Source organism: Streptomyces sp. NPDC001599, assembly GCF_042893535.1.
GTDB lineage: Bacteria > Actinomycetota > Actinomycetes > Streptomycetales > Streptomycetaceae > Streptomyces.
Genome location: NZ_JBIAVA010000029.1, coordinates 25,412 through 43,138, shown reverse-complemented (window position 1 = coordinate 43,138; position 17,727 = coordinate 25,412). Strand labels below are relative to the sequence as shown.

At 71.8% G+C, this 17,727-nt stretch carries 15 protein-coding genes; 5 read left to right on the top strand and 10 right to left on the bottom strand.

Features of this window, described 5'->3' with window-relative positions:
- The first annotated feature begins 4 nt into the window (after positions 1-4).
- Positions 5-1,669 (top strand): cytochrome bc complex cytochrome b subunit, encoded by a 1,665-nt coding sequence (locus tag ACFYZ3_RS37970; protein ID WP_388527846.1) that lies wholly within the window; start codon positions 5-7, stop codon positions 1,667-1,669.
- On the opposite strand, the gene ACFYZ3_RS37965 is transcribed toward ACFYZ3_RS37970, so the two are convergent.
- From ACFYZ3_RS37965 to ACFYZ3_RS37940, 6 genes are all read right to left on the bottom strand, one after another.
- Positions 1,645-2,055, bottom strand: coding sequence for a cytochrome c oxidase subunit 4 (locus tag ACFYZ3_RS37965; protein ID WP_356864644.1), 411 nt, complete (start codon positions 2,053-2,055; stop codon positions 1,645-1,647). The genes ACFYZ3_RS37970 and ACFYZ3_RS37965 overlap by 25 nt on opposite strands.
- Positions 2,052-3,773, bottom strand: coding sequence for a cytochrome c oxidase subunit I (ctaD, locus tag ACFYZ3_RS37960; RefSeq protein ID WP_388527843.1), 1,722 nt, complete (start codon positions 3,771-3,773; stop codon positions 2,052-2,054). Before ctaD ends, ACFYZ3_RS37965 begins: the two co-directional genes overlap by 4 nt.
- A gap of 97 nt (positions 3,774-3,870) precedes the next feature.
- Positions 3,871-6,675 (bottom strand): hypothetical protein, encoded by a 2,805-nt coding sequence (locus ACFYZ3_RS37955; RefSeq protein ID WP_388527840.1) that lies wholly within the window; start codon positions 6,673-6,675, stop codon positions 3,871-3,873.
- Positions 6,676-6,782: 107 nt separating this feature from the next.
- The gene (locus tag ACFYZ3_RS37950) at positions 6,783-7,427 is read right to left on the bottom strand and encodes a hypothetical protein (RefSeq protein WP_388527837.1); all 645 of its coding nucleotides are present in this window, start codon (positions 7,425-7,427) and stop codon (positions 6,783-6,785) included.
- On the bottom strand, positions 7,424-8,905 hold the full coding sequence (locus ACFYZ3_RS37945) for an ATP-binding protein (protein WP_388527878.1): 1,482 nt from the start codon (positions 8,903-8,905) through the stop codon (positions 7,424-7,426). Before ACFYZ3_RS37945 ends, ACFYZ3_RS37950 begins: the two co-directional genes overlap by 4 nt.
- A 26-nt stretch (positions 8,906-8,931) precedes the next feature.
- Positions 8,932-9,621 carry a response regulator transcription factor gene (locus tag ACFYZ3_RS37940; RefSeq protein WP_003971915.1) on the bottom strand — a complete coding sequence of 230 codons (690 nt, stop codon included), beginning with the start codon at positions 9,619-9,621 and terminating at the stop codon, positions 8,932-8,934.
- Positions 9,622-9,734: 113 nt separating this feature from the next.
- Here ACFYZ3_RS37940 and ACFYZ3_RS37935 point away from each other — a divergent pair, with 113 nt between their 5' ends.
- Positions 9,735-10,667, top strand: coding sequence for a DUF3152 domain-containing protein (locus tag ACFYZ3_RS37935; protein WP_388527834.1), 933 nt, complete (start codon positions 9,735-9,737; stop codon positions 10,665-10,667).
- 158 nt (positions 10,668-10,825) lie between these two features.
- Positions 10,826-12,406, top strand: coding sequence for a carbohydrate-binding protein (locus tag ACFYZ3_RS37930; RefSeq protein ID WP_388527831.1), 1,581 nt, complete (start codon positions 10,826-10,828; stop codon positions 12,404-12,406).
- Between the two features lie 3 nt (positions 12,407-12,409).
- On the opposite strand, the gene ACFYZ3_RS37925 is transcribed toward ACFYZ3_RS37930, so the two are convergent.
- From ACFYZ3_RS37925 to ACFYZ3_RS37915, 3 genes are all read right to left on the bottom strand, one after another.
- Positions 12,410-13,435: an SPFH domain-containing protein gene (locus ACFYZ3_RS37925; RefSeq protein ID WP_388527829.1), complete on the bottom strand. Its 1,026-nt coding sequence runs from the start codon at positions 13,433-13,435 to the stop codon at positions 12,410-12,412.
- A gap of 2 nt (positions 13,436-13,437) precedes the next feature.
- Positions 13,438-13,869: an NfeD family protein gene (locus ACFYZ3_RS37920; protein WP_388527826.1), complete on the bottom strand. Its 432-nt coding sequence runs from the start codon at positions 13,867-13,869 to the stop codon at positions 13,438-13,440.
- Between the two features lie 131 nt (positions 13,870-14,000).
- Entirely contained in the window at positions 14,001-14,729 is a 729-nt protein-coding gene (locus tag ACFYZ3_RS37915) for a lytic polysaccharide monooxygenase (protein WP_388527823.1), read from the bottom strand.
- Positions 14,730-15,039: 310 nt separating this feature from the next.
- Between ACFYZ3_RS37915 and ACFYZ3_RS37910 the strand changes: the two genes are divergently transcribed.
- Positions 15,040-15,495, top strand: a complete 456-nt coding sequence (locus ACFYZ3_RS37910) for a DoxX family protein (RefSeq protein ID WP_388527820.1) — start codon at positions 15,040-15,042, stop codon at positions 15,493-15,495.
- Positions 15,496-15,564: 69 nt separating this feature from the next.
- Here the strand turns inward: ACFYZ3_RS37910 and ACFYZ3_RS37905 are convergent, their stop codons facing one another.
- Positions 15,565-16,686 carry an FAD-dependent oxidoreductase gene (locus ACFYZ3_RS37905; RefSeq protein ID WP_388527817.1) on the bottom strand — a complete coding sequence of 374 codons (1,122 nt, stop codon included), beginning with the start codon at positions 16,684-16,686 and terminating at the stop codon, positions 15,565-15,567.
- Between the two features lie 148 nt (positions 16,687-16,834).
- Here ACFYZ3_RS37905 and ACFYZ3_RS37900 point away from each other — a divergent pair, with 148 nt between their 5' ends.
- The gene (locus ACFYZ3_RS37900) at positions 16,835-17,545 is read left to right on the top strand and encodes a TetR/AcrR family transcriptional regulator (protein ID WP_388527814.1); all 711 of its coding nucleotides are present in this window, start codon (positions 16,835-16,837) and stop codon (positions 17,543-17,545) included.
- The last annotated feature ends 182 nt before the right edge of the window (positions 17,546-17,727 follow it).

Sequence of the window (17,727 nt, the reverse complement as noted above, 5' to 3'; positions counted from 1 at the left end):
CGCCGTGCTGTTGCAGAGGAGAAGGGCCCGCGCCGGTGCGCGGGCCCGCCACGCGGCCGAACACACCGTCAACTGGGCCGACGGAAGGCTCCCCGTCTCCGAGGGCGGGGGGCTGCTGCGCAAGGCCTTCCCCGAGCACTGGTCGTTCCTGCTGGGCGAGATCGCCCTGTACAGCTTCGTCGTGCTGCTGCTGACCGGGGTGTGGCTGACGCTGTTCTTCAAGCCCTCGATGACGGAGGTCGTCTACGACGGCTCGTACCAGCCCCTGCTGGGGGTGAGCATGTCGGAGGCCTACCGCTCGACGGTGGACATCAGCTTCGACGTGCGCGGCGGGCTGCTGATCCGGCAGGTCCACCACTGGGCGGCGCTGGTGTTCCTTTCGGCCATCGGAGTGCACCTGCTGCGGATTTTCTTCACCGGGGCGTTCCGCCGACCGCGTGAGATCAACTGGCTGATCGGCGTCACGCTGTTCGTGCTGGCGCTCGCCGAGGGCTTCGCCGGCTACTCGCTCCCGGACGACCTGCTGTCCGGGACGGGGCTGCGCATCGCGCAGGGGATCATGCTGTCCATCCCGGTGGTGGGGACGTACGTCAGCATGTTCGTGTTCGGCGGCGAGTATCCCGGCGACGACATCGTCCCGCGGCTGTATTCGGTGCACATCCTGCTGCTCCCGGCGCTGCTGGTCGCGCTGGTCACCCTCCATCTGATCCTGGTGTTCTACCTGAAGCACACCCAGTGGTCGGGCCGCGGGCGCACCAACCGCAACGCGGTGGGCAAGCCGATGTTCCCGCAGTTCATGACGAACTCCACGGGCCTGTTCTTCATGGTCTTCGGCCTCCTGACGGTGCTCGCCGCGGTGGCCGAGGTCAACCCGATCTGGACGTACGGCCCCTACCGCCCCGACATCGTCTCCACGGGCTCGCAACCGGACTGGTACGTCGGCTTCCTGGAGGGCTCGCTGCGGCTGATGCCGCCGTTCGAGACGGCGGTGGCGGGCCACACCGTCATGTGGAACGTGCTGGTGCCGGCGGTCCTGCTGCCGGGCGCCCTGTTCGCGGTGCTGTACGCCTACCCGTTCTTCGAGCGCTGGGTGACGGGCGACCACGAGGAGCACCACCTGTGCGACCGGCCCCGGGACAAGCCGGTGCGCACCGGGCTGGGCGTCGCCGCGATCGTCTTCTACGCGGTGCTGCTCCTGGCGGGCGGCAACGACATCCTCGCCCACACGTTCCACATCTCGCTGAACCTGCTCACGTGGATCTTCCGCGTCAGTCTGGTGGTGGCGCCGCCACTGGCCTTCGCCGTGACCAAGCGCGTCTGCCTGGCGCTGCAGGAGCACGACCGCGAGCGGCTGACCGAGGGCGAGGAGACGGGCGAGGTGCACCAGACCCTGGCGGGCGGCTACGCCGAGAGCCACGGCCCCCTCGACGCCGAGGAGCGTTACGTGCTGCGGGCCCGCAGGCAGCCCGAGCCGCTCGCGCCGTCCGCGGCGGAGGGCGACGCTCCGCACGTGGGGCGGCTGCGGGCGACGCTCAGCGAGTGGTACTACGGCGACCGGGTCGACGTCGAGGACGCGGAGCCGGAGCGGGACTCGGTGGCCGAGGCGGAAACGGTGGCGTCGGCGGAAGCGGTGGAAGGGGACGCCTACTCGGGCGATCCGGAGCGCTGAACGCCCCGGTCGGCGTACTGGAAGACCAGTCCGCAGACCCCCATGGCGAGCAGACCGAAGCCGATCAGCGCCAGCCACAGGCCGAAGACGATGCCGAACGCGAGCACCACGGCGGCCAGCGCGATCGTGATCGGCCAGGCGCTGCGCGGCGGGAAGAAGTCGAGCGGCCCCGCGGTGTCCACGACCTCGCCCTCGCCGCGGTCCTGCGCCCGCAGCCCGCGCCTGCGGTACTGCACGCGCAGGAAGAACGCGACGAGCGAGGCCATGAGGAAGGCGATGACGAGGGCGGCGGTGCCGGCGGGCTCACGGGACCACCAGCCGTAGAGGGCCGCCTCGGCGCCGAAGAAGACCGCCACTCCGGTGAACAGACGGGATTCGGTCCTCACTGCACATGCCTCTGATCGTGTCGGGTGACGTCGGGGTGGTGGAGGTCGAACGCCGGGGACTCGGAGCGGATCCGGGGCAGGGACGTGAAGTTGTGGCGCGGCGGCGGGCTGCTGGTGGCCCATTCGAGGGAACGGCCGTAGCCCCAGGGGTCGTCCCGCTCGACCTTCTCGCCGTACTGGTGGGTGCGCCACACGTTGTAGAGGAACGGCAGTGTGGACAGCCCGAGCAGGAAGGCGCCGATGGAGCTGATGGTGTTCAGCGTGGTGAAGCCGTCCGCGGCCAGGTAGTCGGCGTAGCGGCGCGGCATGCCCTGCTCGCCGAGCCAGTGCTGGACGAGAAAGGTGGTCTGGAAGCCGACGAAGAGGGTCCAGAAGTGGATCTTGCCGAGACGTTCGTCGAGCAGTTTGCCGGTGAACTTCGGCCACCAGAAGTAGAAGCCGGCGAACATCGCGAAGACGACCGTTCCGAACAGCACGTAGTGCAGGTGGGCGACGATGAAGTACGAGTCCGTCAGATGGAAGTCGAGCGGCGGGGAGGCGATGAGGACGCCGCTCATGCCGCCGAGCAGGAACGTCACCAGGAAGCCGCACGCCCACAGCATGGGTGTCTCGAAGGAGAGCGAGCCGCGGATCATCGTGCCGATCCAGTTGAAGAACTTCACCCCGGTCGGCACCGCGATGAGGAACGACATGAGGGAGAAGAACGGGAGCAGCACGGCACCGGTGGCGAACATGTGGTGGGCCCACACCACCGCGGAGAGCATGGTGATGGCGATGGTGGCGCCGACCAGGCTGACGTAGCCGAAGATCGGCTTGCGGCTGAAGACCGGGATGATCTCGGTGACGATGCCGAAGAACGGCAGCGCGACGATGTACACCTCGGGATGCCCGAAGAACCAGAACAGGTGCTGCCACAGCAGCGCCCCGCCGCCCGCCGCGTCGAAGACGTGCGCGCCGAACTTGCGGTCGGCCTCGAGCATCAGCAGCGCGGCGGTGAGCACGGGGAAGGCGGGCAGCACCAGGATCGACGTGAACAGGATGTTCCAGGTGAAGATCGGCATCCGGAACATGGTCATGCCCGGGGCGCGCAGGCAGATGATGGTGGTGATGAAGTTGACGGCGCTGAGTGTGGTCGACACACCGCTCACCACCAGACCCATCGTCCACAGGTCACCGCCCGGGCCCGGACTGAAGGTGGCACTGTTCAGGGGGGCGTAGGCGAACCAGCCGAACGAGGCCGCTCCCCCGGGCGTCAGGAATCCCGCCACCACCATCAGTCCGCCGAACAGGTACATCCAGTACGACAGCGCGTTCAGCCGGGGGAAGGCCAGGTCGGGGGCGCCGACCTGCAAGGGCATGATGGCGTTGGTGAACCCGGCGAACAGCGGGGTCGCGAACAGCAGCATCATGATGGTGCCGTGCACGGTGAACAGCTGGTTGTACTGCTCGTTGCTGAACAACTGCAGCCCCGGCCGGGCGAGTTCACTGCGCATCAGCATGGCGAGGACGCCGCCGAGGAGGAAGAAGCCGAACGACGTCGCGAGGTAGAGATGACCGATCACCTTGTGATCGGTCGTCGTGGCCCACCGCACCAGCGCCCGGCCCAGCGTGCGGTTCGTCCGCTGCCGAGCCGGTGTCCGGCGCGGCGACTCCGTCCTTCTGTCCACCGCCATGCGGCGGAGAGTACCCAGGCGCCGTGGGCTCAGACCCACGACCACGCCGAGGCCGCCGCCGGGCGTCCGGCGGATGGGCCACCTGGCGCACGCGGGCGCGGACCGGACGGTGCCGGGTCCGCACCCGCGCGCGGCGATCGGGTTACGAGGCGTCGAGCACGGTGCCGGTCAGCACCGGACCCCGTGGTTCGCCCTCGTCGTCGGTGTTCTGGAAGCCGACGTACTCGGTGGGCTCCGCGACCTCGTCGCCGACGGTGGGCACGGTCACCTCGGTCTCCGTCTCACCGGGCGGGACGGAGATCCAGAGCGCGAAGTAGTCCAGCCGGGAGAGCGGGACCTCCCCGTCCGGGACCTCGCCCACCGTCTCGAGGAGCCAGTCCTGGTCGACGTCCTTGGTGGACAGCTCGGGACGGGTGTCGTCGGGGACCGGCACCAGCACGGTGTACAGGTCCACGTCGGCGGGTTCCGAGAGCGAGACCCGCCAGCGCAACGGCTGTCCCTCGGTGACCTTGTCGGCGACGGGCGTGACGTCGATCTCCGGCATCGGGTCGTCCTCCGCGACCGTCACGCCGCCGGCGTAGGAGCCGACGACCGAGCCGTGGACCGCCTTGACCAGCAGGTCGTGGCTCGAGTCGCCGCCGTAGCGCTTGTTGCCCGTCACCTTGACGGGCACGTCGACGAAGGGGCGGCCGGACCGTACGGTGACCAGGCGCTCCTCGACCGCCGTGCCGAACCCTTCCATGACGTACATCCGGACCGTGCCGGTGCCCTTGCCGGAGACCCGCACCGGGACGTGGTAGGTGCGCACGCCCGAGTCGCCCTCCTGGACCGTCGTCCGGCCGACGTCGACGCGGGCCAGCGGGGCCGGCCGCACCTGGGGCGTACCGGGGTGCCACGCGTAGGCGTCCATCAGCCAGGCCTTGCCGGCGCGGGAACGGGGCGTCAGTTCCAGTGCGGTGACGCGGCGCAGGTCGACTCCGGCGCGGGTGGCGGCGGTGAGCGGTACCCGCAGTTCCTGCGCCCAGTAGGACGCGGTGCGATCGCTGCCCGGCAGGCCGTCGGCGTGGACGCCGCCGAGGGTGGCACGCCGGCCGGCGGCGTCCGTGACGGCCACGTCGAGCCGGGTGCCGGTGCTGCCCGGCGGCACGATGACGCGCAGGGCGAGGCTCCGCGCGCCGTTCAGGGAGACGGGTGCGCCGGGACGGACCCGGGTCGCGGTGCCGGGCGCGGACCAGTCCAGGGCGATCGCGCCGCGGCCGGTCTCGCGTTCCGGCTGCCAGTACGCGAAGTGCGGTGAGGAGCCGTGCGCGTCCTCGCCGAGGCAGGCGACGCCCGGGTCGGGGTCGACCGCGGAGCACAGGCGTCCGCCGCCGGTCACCTGAACGCCGGTGTCCGGCAGGAATCCGGCGCCGCGGCCGGCGCCGACCGCGTGGGTCAGCACCCGGGCCGGGTCGGCCGAGGGGGCGCGGCGGCCGGTGCCGTCGACCAGTTCGCGCACCCGGTCGTCACCGGCGACGAACAGCCGGGCGGCGGCGGCGATGTAGGTCGCGCCGGCGCGGTGCTGCTGCCCGGCGGTGAGCCGGGTGGGACTGTCCGCCGAGCAGACCGGGTCGGGGTCCTCGGGGTCGTCCCAGAAGTCGTCGGACGCGGGTGCCTGGGCCTGGCCGGGCGTCCACTCGCTGTTGAAGTAGTTGTGGTTGGCGCCCGTGATGTGGACCGCGCTGTGCAGGGCGCGGCCCCGACTCACGCCGCGGGTGCCGTCGACGTACAACTGCCCCTGGAGGTCGGAGACGTCGCCGTCGCAGCCCGGCAGGACGGTCAGGGACGGCACGTCGGGCACCGGGTTCTGGCCGAAGGCGGTGGGACCGATGAGCACGGTGCCGCGGATGTTCCAGCGAGCCCGGCCCGGGTAGCCGTCCTGGGCCGCGGGCGGCGGGTACAGGCTGTCCATGGCCGCCCGGTCGACGCCTTCGCCGCCGCGGGAGTGGCCGACCAGCAGGACGCGGGAGAGGTCGGCCTTCGGGCCCCGGCGTACGGCGGCCGGAGCCGTGGAGGCCCTGGCGGCCCAGTCGGCCCAGCGGGCCAGGTGCGAGCGCACCAGTGACGAACGGGCCTGGGCGCCGCCGTCCTCGAGGTCGCCGTCCTGCCCGTTGATGCCGTTGGCGGAGATCGAGACGGTCACATAGCCCTGGGAGGCCAGCAGTTCCTGGTCCTGGAGGTAGCCGCGGTGGCTGGGGATGGGCCGGGCGCCGTCGGCGCAGGGCCAGTCGATGGTGACGGCCTCCTCACCCTGGCCGGGGACGTAGCAGGTGGCGTGGCGGCCGTGCAGGAAGAGCGCGAGGGGGCGTTTGCCGGTCGCTCCCTTCGGCGCGACGACCACGCCGCGCATTTCCACCGGGGCGGACAGGCCGGGCAGTCGTACCGGGTCGAGCGTGTACTCGCCGGTGGCGGTGGCGAACCGGCCGGGCCGGCCCGGGTCGACGGTGCCGGCGGGGAGCTGGGGCGGGAGTTTCGCCGGGGGCGCCTGTGAGGGGCGGCGCTGCCGGGCGGCGGCTCCCGGTTCCTGGTCCAGCCGGCGGCCCGCGGCGCGTACCTGGAGGTCGGTCAGCTCCTGCGGTGCGCCCGGCCGGGTCTCCTCCAGGGGTAAGCGGAAGGTCCTGCCGTCGCGGTCCGGTTCGGGTACGCCGAGGAGGCGGCCGGCGGTGTGGAACTCCACCCGTGCGTCGCCGGGCGGGACGACCCGCGGGGAGCGCCACTCCAGGGATCTCGCCTTGCCGGTGCCGGTGATCCGCCAGCCGGGCGGCAGGCCGGCGGTGCCGTTCGCCACCGCCCGTACGGATGCGGGGCCGCCGGGCGGTTCCGGCGCGGCCTGGGCCGCGGCGGGCGCGACGCCCACCAGGGTCAGGGCCGCTGTCGCGGCGGCCCACAGCGTTCGAGCACGTATCAAGAATCCGCTCCTCAACACCTCGGTGGTACCTCGGTCCGGGGCAACGCCCTTACGGGCGCCCCCGGTTGGAGGAGGGGAAGGAGATCCCTGGGGTTGCCTGCGAGCCGTCAGCCGCCGGTGCCGCCGGTTCCTCCGACGCTTCCGCCGGTGTCGGGGGTCGCCGTTCTCTCGGCGGTCCCGGGGCCCTCGGGGGTCTTGCGGGCGGCGCCGACCGGGCAGTCGTCGCTGGAGCGGCCGGCCAGCCGGCCGCCGGGCTGCTCCACGGTCACCTGCGCCCTGCCCAGCGCGGGGTCCTGCCGCAGCCGGGCGACGGCGACCGTGCAGGCCAGCTGGTCGACGGCCGTGTCGCTGAGGCTCCCGGCGCTCCGCGGCAGCTGGACGGTGACCCCCGTGCCGTCGGTGCGGATGGTGGGGGCCTCGGCCGCGGGCGGCAGCTCGGTCGTCAGCCCCCTCCCGCGCTCCTGGTCGTCCGGTCCCTCGAACAGCATGAGCACGCTGCTGCCGAGGTCGGTCGAGCCCGGCACCGTGCGGTCCACCGCGACCAGGGAACCGTCCCGGACGAAGTAGAGCGGGACCTTGACCAGGGGCACCGCCTCGGGCACGGACTCCGAGGGCGCGGACGTGACGCCCGGATCCAGGACGCCGGTGGCGGGTTCGCCCGCCTCGACCACTCCGGTCTCGGGTATCCCGCAGGCGGAGAGCGGGAGCAGCGCCGCGAGCAGCAGCGGGAAGGCGCGTGCGGACGGTTTCATGTGCGGTCCTCCTCCACCGGGGGCGGCGTCCGGTCCTCCGTGTCGTCCGGGCGCAGCGGCAGGACGACCGTGAAGACGGCGCCGCCCTCCGGGTGGTTGGCCGCCCGGACGGTTCCGCCGTGCAGGCGTACGTTCTCCGTGGCGATGGAGAGCCCGAGGCCGCTGCCCTCGCTCCGGGCACGGGCGTCGGCCGACTTGTAGAAGCGGTCGAAGACGTGGGGCAGGACGCTCTCGGGGATGCCGTCCCCGCCGTCGCGGACGGTGACGACCGCCTGTCTTCCGGCTCGGGGGTCGTCCTGGGCGCGCAGGTCCAGACGGACCGGGGGCGCGCCGTGCCGCAGGGCGTTGGCGACGAGGTTCGCCACGACGACATCGAGGCGGCGCGGGTCGACGCGGCCGCGCAGCTGTCCCGGCTCCGGCAGGCCGGTCTCCACGGTGTCCTGCCAGCCGCGGGTGGCGAGCGTGCGGCGCAGGGACTCGGCGAGATCGATCTCGTCCAGGTGCAGGGCGGCCGCGCCCGCGTCGAAGCGGGAGATCTCCATCAGGTCGTCCACGAGCGCGGCCAGCTTCGTGGTCTCCGCGCTGATCAGGCGTACGGCCGTCGCGGTGTCCTCGTCCAGCCCGGCCGCGTCCTCGTCCAGCACGTCGGTGACCGCCGACATCGCCGCCAGCGGGGTGCGCAGTTCGTGGGAGACGTCCGCGGCGAAACGACGGGCACCGGCCTCCATGCGCCGCAGTTCGGCCACCGAGCCCTCCAGCGCCGCGGCGGTCTCGTTGAAGGTGCGGGAGAGATCGGCGAGTTCGTCCGAGCCCTGCACCGCGAGCCGGGTGTCCAGCCGGCCCTCGGCGATGCTCCGGGTCGCCCGGCGCAGCGCCCGCACCGGCCGCAGGACGCCGCGGGCGGCCAGGAGGGCGATCAGGACGGCCAGCACCAGGGCGGGCACGGTGGCGCGTTCGATCGCGGTGACCAGCGCGTCGACGTAGCCCTGCTCCTCCTGCTGCGGCACGGTGAGGTAGACCTCGAGACCGGAGGCCCGCCGCTCGGTGCTGTACTGGCCGGAGAAGGTGACGGGCATGCCGACGACGAGCGCGGAGTGGCCGTCGTGCGAGACCCGCTGGAACACGGTGGCCCGGCGGGAGAGCACGGACTGGCGCATCGCCGGGGACAGTTCTGCGAAGGAGTCCCCGGGGACGGACGTGGCGCTCTTGTCCCGGTAGGCCACCAGGACCCGCCACTGCTGGGACCGCCCGCCCCTGGACACGTCGTTGGCGAACGAGTTCAGGCCGGCCGCGTCGGGCGGGAACCGGTAGTTGGGGACCAGGGTGTTGACGCGGTGCCGGAACTCCTCGATCACCGTGTCCTGGCTCTGCTGAAGGACCCCGGTCCGTGCCTCACGGAAGGTCAGTGCGCCGGTGGTCACCGTGGCCACGACGGCGACGAGGGTGAAGGTCACCACCAGCCGCAGGCGCAGCCCCATCAGTGCGCGCAGCACCCGCGGAGCTCTCACCGGGGTCCGAACCGGTAGCCGAAGCCGCGCACGGTGTGGACGTAGCGCGGGCTGCCCGGCGACTCACCGATCTTGGACCGCAGTCGCTTGACGCAGGCGTCCACGAGCCGCGCGTCCCCGTGGTAGTTGTGCTCCCACACGGCCTCCAGGAGCTGCTGGCGGCTGAACACCTGCCCCGCCGAGGCGGACAGGGTGAGCAGCAGCCGCAGTTCGGAGGGGCCGAGGGCGACGGGCCGGCCCTGGTGGGTGACGGTGAGCCCGGCCCGGTCGATGACCAGGTCGCCGTGGTGTTCGGTGCGGGGTGTGCCCTGGTCGTCCGCGGTGCCGCCCACGCGGCGCAGCACGGCGCGTATGCGGGCGTCCAGGATGCGGGCGCGGACCGGTTTGACGACGTAGTCGTCGGCTCCGGCCTCCAGTCCGACGACGATGTCGGTGTCGTCGCCGCGGGCGGTGGCCATGATGATCGGCACCTGGTCGTGGGCGCGTATGCGGCGGCACACCTCCAGGCCCGACATGCCCGGCAGCATCAGGTCGAGGACCACGGCGTCGGGCCGGAAGGACCGGAGCTGCTCCAGTCCGTCCTCCCCGGTCGCGGCGGCGGCGACCTCGTGCCCCTGTCGGCGCAGGGCCAGTCGCACGCCGTCCCGGACGGCGCGGTCGTCTTCGATGATCAGGACCCGTGGCATGGACCTCAGTATGCGTGTGCGCGGGTGGCGGACCAGGGGCGGGTGACGGCTGTTACACAGCGGTCCAAAAGCCGTCCACGGACGATCACACGCCCCGGGCAGGCTTTGTGATCATGAATGAGCGCCGCCGACCGTCTCCCCCACCGTCCTCCGCCGCGGGCCGCCGACGCCGCGGCGGCCGCTCCCGCCGCCGACGCAGTGCCCGGCCCCGTCTGCTGTGGCCGGGACTCGCGGCCGGGACCGTCCTGGTGCTCGCCGGCGGGCTGGCCCTCAGGGGGGCATCGGAACCCTCCGACGGCCCCACCGACACGGCCGGCGCGTCCTCCGTGACCGAGGGGCCCGAGTCGCACCGGGCCGGTGGGACGGGGGACGCGCCGACGGACGGGCCGACCGCCTCGCCGGCGAAGGAGAAGGGGAAGGAGAACGGGAAGGAGAAGGACGGGACGGACGAGGACGAGAAGCCGGACCCCGGCTCGATTCCGTCGTCCGGACCCGGGACGTTCGCCACCGCGGACGGAAGCGGCGACCGGGTCGGCGGGAGCGGGCGGACGCTGACGTACGTGGTGCAGGTAGAGGACGGCATCGGGATCTCGGCACCGGACGTCGCGGCCGAGGTCGAGCGCATCCTGGCCGACGAGCGAGGCTGGACGGCCGACGGGAAGGTGGGGTTCCGACGGGTGTCCGGCGGCGCGTCCGACTTCCGGGTACGGCTCGCCACGGCGGCGACGGTGGACGACATATGCGGCCAGTACGGCCTGGACACCGGCGGCGAGGTCAACTGCAACGTGGGCCAGGACGTCATGGTCAACCTCAAGCGGTGGCTGCTGGCCACGCAGTACTACGCGGACGACGTGACGTCGTACCGGGCGCTGATCATCAACCACGAGGTCGGGCACTTCCTGGGCCACGGGCATGAGGGCTGCCCCGGGGCGGGGCGCCCGGCGCCGGTGATGATGCAGCAGATCAAGGGGCTGCACGGCTGCCGGACCAATGTCTGGCCCTACGACGCCGACGGCCGACCCATCACGGGGCCAGCTCTCGGCTGAGCATCGCGGTATTCATGGTCGTGAACAGAAATCATATACCAGACCGTTGACGCGTCCACGGCAAGTCTCTAGTGTCCGACGGGAAGACCCGGGAAAGCGCTTTCTCCAGTCGATCCTCCCACCGAGTCCTGGTCGGACCCAACCCCCCTGGAGACACGATGCAAGTGAGACCCGTCATCGCGAGCGTCGCCCTGCTGGGCGGCACGCTCGTCGCTCTGTCCGGCACGTCCGCGCAGGCCGCGTCCGCCCGCTACGAGGCCGAAACCACGTCGGCGGTCTGCACCGGCACCATCGACTCCGACTGGTCCGGCTACTCCGGCAGCGGCTTCTGCAACGGCACCAACGCGGTCGGCGCCTTCGCCGAGTTCACGGTGACCGCGCCCGCCGCGGGCACCGCGACGCTTGAGGTGCGCTTCGCGAACGGCACCGACGGCGCACGGGCCGCGGACATCATGGTGAACGGTTCGCGCGTCGCCTCGGCCTCCTTCGAGACCACCGGCGCCTGGGACACGTGGGTGACCAAGACCGTCACGGTGCCCGTGCGGGCCGGGAACAACACCGTCAGGCTCACCCCCACCTCGTCCGCCGGACTGCCGAACGTGGACTACGTCGACGCCGAGGTGGCGGGCGACGACACCACGCCGCCGCCGTCCGGCTCCGCGCTGTACGTGTCGCCGGACGGCAGCGACGGCGCGTCCGGGACGGAGTCCGACCCGACCACCCTCACCTCGGCGATCGACCGGGTCTCCCCCGGCGGGACGATCTACCTGCGCGGCGGCACCTACCGGTACGCGCAGACGGTCACCGTCCCGCAGGGCAACGACGGCACCTCGGGCGACCGCACCGAGCTGACCGCCTACCCGGGCGAGACACCGGTGCTGAACTTCTCGGCCCAGTCGGAGAGTTCCTCGAACCGGGGCCTCGCGGTCAACGGGTCGTACTGGCACGTCAAGGGGATCGTCGTCGAACACGCCGGGGACAACGGCATCTTCGTCGGCGGCAGCAACAACGTGTTCGAGCGCACGGTGACGCGCTTCAACCGCGACACCGGGTTGCAGCTCTCGCGGACGACCTCGGACACCCCCCGCGACCAGTGGCCGTCCAACAACCTGATCCTGAGCGCGGAGTCGCACGACAACGCCGACTCCGACGGCGAGGACGCCGACGGCTTCGCCGCGAAGCTCACCGTCGGTCCCGGCAACGTCTTCCGCCACGCCGTGTCCCACAACAACATCGACGACGGCTGGGACCTCTACACCAAGTCCGAGACGGGCGCGATCGGCGCGGTCACCATCGAGGACTCCCTGGCCTACGAGAACGGCACCCTCTCCGACGGTACGCAGAACTCCAGCGGCGACCGCAACGGCTACAAGCTCGGCGGCGAGGACATCGAGGTCGACCACGTGGTGCGCCGCAGTATCGCGTACCACAACGGCAAGCACGGGTTCACCTACAACTCGAACCCGGGCACGATGACGATCTCGGACAATGTGAGCATCGACAACGCCGAGCGCAACTTCTCCTTCGACAAGGGCACTTCGGTGTTCCGGAACAACACCTCGTGCCGCGCCGACGACGGGTCGAACGACAAGACCGTGGGCGACGCCGACGGTTCGAACCAGTTCTGGACCGGCTCGAACGGCTCCCGGTGCGCCGCGTACGCGGGCGCCCTCGACTGGTCCTACGACTCGGACGGCACGCTCGTGGTGACCTTCGGCGGCAACCGCATCACCCCGTAGCCGTCACGCCGCGTGGCCCTCGGGAGGCACGCCGTTGGCCCTGGCCGCGTCGGCCAGGGCCTGCGCGGCGGCCTCCGCGGCCTGCGCCGTGTCGCTGGCCGCCTGGGCGGCACCGTCGTCCGACGGGCTCTCCCGGGTGGCCGGCGACTGCGGCAGCACTTCGGTGAAGGCGCGGGAGACCCCCTGGAGCGCGGAGGTGACCTCGCTGGGGATGACCCAGAACGTGCTGCCGGAGCCCTGCGCCAGCTGGGGCAGCACCTGGAGGTACTGGTAGGCCAGCAGCTTGGGGTCGGGGTCGTTGCGGTGCACGGCCTGGAAGACCTCGTCGATGGCCCGGGACTGGCCCTCCGCCTTGAGGATCTCGGCGGTGCGGTTGCCCTCGGCGCGCAGCACGGCGGCCTGCTTGTCGCCCTCGGCGGTGAGGATCTGCGACTGGCGCTGGCCCTCCGCACCGAGGATCGCGGCCCGCTTGTCCCGTTCGGCCCGCATCTGCTTCTGCATGGCGTCCTTGATGGACTGCGGCGGGTCGATCGCCTTGATCTCCACCCGGTTCACCCGCAGCCCCCATTTGCCGGTGGCCTCGTCGAGCACTCCGCGCAGTTGGCTGTTGATGGTGTCGCGCGAGGTGAGGGTCTTCTCCAGGTCCATGGAGCCCACGACGTTGCGCAGGGTGGTGACGGTGAGCTGCTCGACCGCCTGGAGGAAGTTCGCGATCTCGTAGAAGGCCGCGCGCGGGTCCGTGACCTGGAAGTACAGCACGGTGTCGATCTCGACGACCAGGTTGTCCTCGGTGATGACCGGTTGCGGCTTGAAGGAGACCACCTGTTCGCGCAGGTCGATCACCGGGTAGACCCGGTCGATGTACGGGATGACCACGCTGAGTCCGGGTTTCAGCGTGCGGTGGTAGCGGCCGAGCCGTTCGACGTTTCGGGCCCGGGCCTGCGGCACGATGCGCACCGCCCGCACCACGGTGAAAACGGCGAGAAGCGCGATGATCACACCGGCGATGAGGAACGCCGAGGCTTCCATGGTCACTCCCGGGGATAGACGAATGCGGTGGTGCCGCTGATCTCCAGGACGTCGACGGTCGCACCCCGGGGAATCACCAGCGTCTCGTCGTAGGAACGGGCCGTCCATTCCTCACCGCCGATACGGACCCGGCCTTCCCTTCCAGTCACATCGGAGACGACGTAGGCGGCCTGGCCGACCAGGGCGTCCACCCCGAATCGCTGCGTCTGGGGCTGGACGAGGTGGCGCAGTGCGACGGGGCGCAGGAAGAAGAGGGTGACCGCGGAGACGACCGTGAACACGAGGAATTGAAAAGGCGTGGAAGGGCCGGCCGCCGCGGATCCGGCGGTGATCAGCGCGGCCACTCCCAGCATTCCGAGTGCGGCGGTCAGCGTGAAGATCTCCGCCAGGATCAGGACCGCCGAAACGATCAGCCAGATCAGCCACGGATCCATCACGACCCCCTTTCCGCTGTGGAATTATTTTACCGGCTTTCCGGAAAAGCGGACCCGTTCGTCACCGGCCGGCGTCCGGGCTGCGACGGGGGCCGGCGCGCGCCGTGGCCGGTGCGCGCCGGCCCGTCGCTTCATGCGGCCGCGCAGGCTCCGAGGTCTTCCCAGACGCCCCATTCGCCGGTGGTTCCGGGCTCCTCGCCGGTCACCCACCACTTGGCGCGCCAGTTGTGGCCGCCGAAGGAGACGGTGTCGCCGCCGTTGTAGACGCTGCCGGCGCTCCACACCGGCCCGTCGCAGGCGCCCGGGTCGCCGTCGCCGTCGCCACCCCCGTCGCCCCCGCCGGTGCCGCCGATGTTGACGTCGATGCAGGAGTAGAAGGCGTTGCCCGTGTCCGCCACGTTCCAGACGGCCAGTACCCTGTGACGGCCGGTGAAGCCGCCGAAGTTCACCTGGTGGCTCACGTCCGGGGCGGGCTGCGCGCCGTGGCCGTCGAATTCGGCGATCTTCTGGCTGCCGATGAAGTACTGCCAGTTGGCCGTGGCGTGGCGTGCCGTGTGGTGCCAGGTGAAGGTGTGCGTGCTGCCGACCGGGGTGACGCGCCAGCCCTTGCTGTCGTCGTCGAGTTCGGCGAACTGGCTGTTTCCGCCGCTGCAGCTGCTCAGACCCTTGGGGCCCTCGACGCTCTGGGGCTCGTACTTGATCTGACCGCAGTCGACGATCCCCGCGGCGCACTGGTCCTGCCGGCTGCCGGGCGAGGTCACCCAGCCGTGCGCGCTTGCCGTGCTCGCCGGAAGGCTGACGGCGAGCAACGGAGCGACCAGCGCCCCGACCGCGATGGCCACCCGTCTCTTGGTGCGCATGTCGTGCCCCTTTCGGATACAGGTCTAGACCTGACGACTTCAGGTCTAGACCATAGCGACGGAGCCGGTCCGGTCAAGAGCTCGCGCAGCATCAACCGGCAAGGGGCGGTGCGTAATTGACGCGACGACCCTCCTGCGCAACTCGTTGCGCTATTGGTCTAGACAAGGGTCGTCGCGATGGTTAAAAGTCGAATGGGTTGCGCGTCTCCCCCTCCCTCGGGACGCCGTCGGCCCCGCCCCGTGCTGCGCACCATCCCCACCGGCCGCCCGGTTCCCCCGGCGGTCGTTGCGCAAGAGAGGAGCACCACCGTTGGAAGCGCTGGAAAAACGCAGGGAGCACGTGATCGCGCTCTTCCGCATCGTCGTAGGCCTGCTGTTCGCCTGCCACGGAGCCGCCACCCTGTTCGACGTCATGGGCGGTCCGCACGGGCCCGCTCCGGGCTTCGCCGCGTGGCCCGGCTGGTGGGCCGCCGTGGTGCAACTCGTCGGCGGCACGCTGGTTCTGTGCGGTCTCGCGACCCGCACGGCGGCCGTCCTGTGCTCCGGGTCCATGGCGTACGCCTACTTCGTCGAGCACCAGCCCGACGGGCTCTTCCCCATCGAGAACGGCGGGGAGTCGGCGGCCATGTTCTGCTGGTCGTTCCTCCTGGTCGCCGCTCTCGGTCCGGGCCGCTGGAGCCTGGCCTCCCGCATCCGCCCCCGGCGGGGTGACGGCGCCCGCCCGGCCCCCCGGACGCTGCCCTCGGACACGCCGACGTCCGCCTGAGCCGGCGGAACCGGAACCGGGCAGTGGTCGGCCCTTCACGAGCGGCCCGCACCGGGGGACGCCGAACCGCTACCGCTGTCCGGCGAACATCTCGATCAGACCGTGCGGCGCGTCGTCGCCGAACATCAGCGCGTGCAGCCGGGACGCGTCGGCGGCCTCCGCCGCGCTGCGCGGGAACAGGTCCCGCTCGTACGCGGTGAGCGCGGCCTCCACGTCACCGGGGTGCGCGGCGAGGGCGGTGCCGAGTTCCGCGCCGTCGTACATGGCCAGGTTGGCGCCTTCGCCGGACGGGGGCATGAGGTGGGCGGCGTCACCGAGCAGGGTCACTCCCGGCACGCGCTCCCACCGGTGGGCGGCGGGGAGGGTGTGCAGGGGGCGCAGCACCGGCGCGGTGTCGGCGTCGGTGATCAGCGCGGTCAGCTCCGGCGCCCATCCGGCGAACTCCCGCGCCAGCCGCGCGGCGCCCGCCGTCCCGGGGAGACCGATACCGTCGAACCACTCGCGCGGCCTGCGCAGGGCCACGTAGGCGTGCAGGGTCCCGCCGCTCTCCCGGTGGGCCTGGATCGCCTTCCCCGGCGCGAGCGCGAACATCGCACCCTCGCCGACCGCCTTCGCCGTGGCCGGGTGCCTGGTGTCGGCGTCGAGCAGGTAGGTCTCGACGAACGACATGCCGACGTACTCGGGTGCGGCACCGGAGAGCAGCGGCCGCACCCGGGACCACGCACCGTCGGCGCCGACCAGGAGGCTCGTGACGACGGAGGTGCCGTCGGCGAAGGCCACCTCGTGGCGGCCGTCGCCGAGGGGGCGCGCGGCACGGACCCTGCGGCCCCAGCGGACGGTGCCGGCCGGCAGTGAGTCGAGCAGCATCCGCCGCAGTTCGCCGCGCATCACCTCGGGGCGCCCGCCCGTGCCGTCGTCACCCTCCTCGAACAGGACCGTCCCGTCCGGGGCGAGGGCCCGCGAGGCCTGACGGCCCTCCAGGACGAGCCCCCGGAACTCCTCGGCCAGTCCCGCGGCCCGAAGAGCGGGTTGGCCGTTGCTGTCGTGGATGTCGAGCATCCCGCCCTGCGCGCGCGCCTCCGCGGAGGCCTCGGCCTCGTGGACGGTGACCGGGATGCCGTGGACGTGCAGGACGCGGGCGAGCGTGAGGCCGCCGAGTCCGGCGCCGACGATCGTGACGTGCGTGGTCATGGTGCTTCCCTCCTGATGGCGGTCCCGGGGCGGAGGCCCGGCAGGACCGCGACGTGCGCTGGAACGGCGTTCCACCACCGCCAGGGTGGAACGCCGTTCCAGTCCCTGTCAAGCTGGAACGACGTTCCAGGCGGTCTAGGATGGGCGCATGGCAACCAGGTCGCGCCGTCCGGAACGGCGGCAGGAACCCCTCTCGCGGGAGCGCATCGTCGGGGCCGCCGTCGAGCTCCTCGACACCGTGGGAGAGCGCGGCCTCACCTTTCGCGCCCTGGCCGAGCACCTCGCGACCGGTCCCGGGGCGATCTACTGGCGCATCACCGGGAAGGCCGAGCTGCTCGGCGCCGCCACGGAAGCGGTCGTCACCGCCGCCGTGACCGTCGGATTCACCGGTGCCGCCGAGTCGCCCCAGGACGCGGTCCGCACCGTCGCGCTGGGCCTGTGGGACGCGACCGAAGCACACCCGTGGCTGGCCGCGCAGCTGGCGACGCAGCTGTCCCGCACGCCCTGGGGGACGGTGGCGCCGCGGATCTTCGAGAGCCTCGGCCGCCAGGTCCAGGCGATGGGCGTGCCCGAGTCCGACTGGTTCACGGCGTCCTCGGCACTCATGCACTACATCCTCGGCGCCGCCGGCCAGAACGCCGCGAACTCCGCGAGCGCCGGCCCGGCGGCGGCCGGGGTGGACCGGGGCGAGTTCCTGGACACCGTGTCGACGGCATGGGAGGGGCTCGACCCGGACGCGTACCCGTTCACCCGGGCCGTGGCGGACCAGGTCCGCGGCCATGACGACCGCGAGCAGTTCCTCGCCGGGATCACCCTCGTACTGACCGGCATCACGGCACTTCACCGGCCCGGCCGGTAGAACCGGGCCCGGCCGGCCGCCCTTCGGGGCGGCCTTCGGCGTGTGTGCCGTCTCACGCATCCCATGGCTGCCCAAGTTGCGTGGGTCACTGCGCAAATGCCCTTTTCACGGCCATGCTCGAAGTGAACGGTGCCGGGCGAAGTGGCGCGTGCCGCCGCCGACTTGGCCACGCGTACTGACGT

Excerpts from the sequence above, each read along its gene's own strand:
- ACFYZ3_RS37940 (WP_003971915.1), bottom strand. The coding sequence starts at position 9,621 with ATGCCACGGGTCCTGATCATCGAAGACGACCGCGCCGTCCGGGACGGC.
- ACFYZ3_RS37945 (WP_388527878.1), bottom strand. The coding sequence starts at position 8,905 with ATGGGGCTGCGCCTGCGGCTGGTGGTGACCTTCACCCTCGTCGCCGTC.
- ACFYZ3_RS37905 (WP_388527817.1), bottom strand. The coding sequence starts at position 16,686 with ATGACCACGCACGTCACGATCGTCGGCGCCGGACTCGGCGGCCTCACG.
- ACFYZ3_RS37950 (WP_388527837.1), bottom strand. The coding sequence starts at position 7,427 with ATGAAACCGTCCGCACGCGCCTTCCCGCTGCTGCTCGCGGCGCTGCTC.
- ACFYZ3_RS37915 (WP_388527823.1), bottom strand. The coding sequence starts at position 14,729 with ATGCGCACCAAGAGACGGGTGGCCATCGCGGTCGGGGCGCTGGTCGCT.
- ACFYZ3_RS37900 (WP_388527814.1), top strand. The coding sequence starts at position 16,835 with ATGGCAACCAGGTCGCGCCGTCCGGAACGGCGGCAGGAACCCCTCTCG.
- ACFYZ3_RS37925 (WP_388527829.1), bottom strand. The coding sequence starts at position 13,435 with ATGGAAGCCTCGGCGTTCCTCATCGCCGGTGTGATCATCGCGCTTCTC.
- ACFYZ3_RS37920 (WP_388527826.1), bottom strand. The coding sequence starts at position 13,869 with ATGGATCCGTGGCTGATCTGGCTGATCGTTTCGGCGGTCCTGATCCTG.
- ACFYZ3_RS37935 (WP_388527834.1), top strand. The coding sequence starts at position 9,735 with ATGAATGAGCGCCGCCGACCGTCTCCCCCACCGTCCTCCGCCGCGGGC.
- ACFYZ3_RS37930 (WP_388527831.1), top strand. The coding sequence starts at position 10,826 with ATGCAAGTGAGACCCGTCATCGCGAGCGTCGCCCTGCTGGGCGGCACG.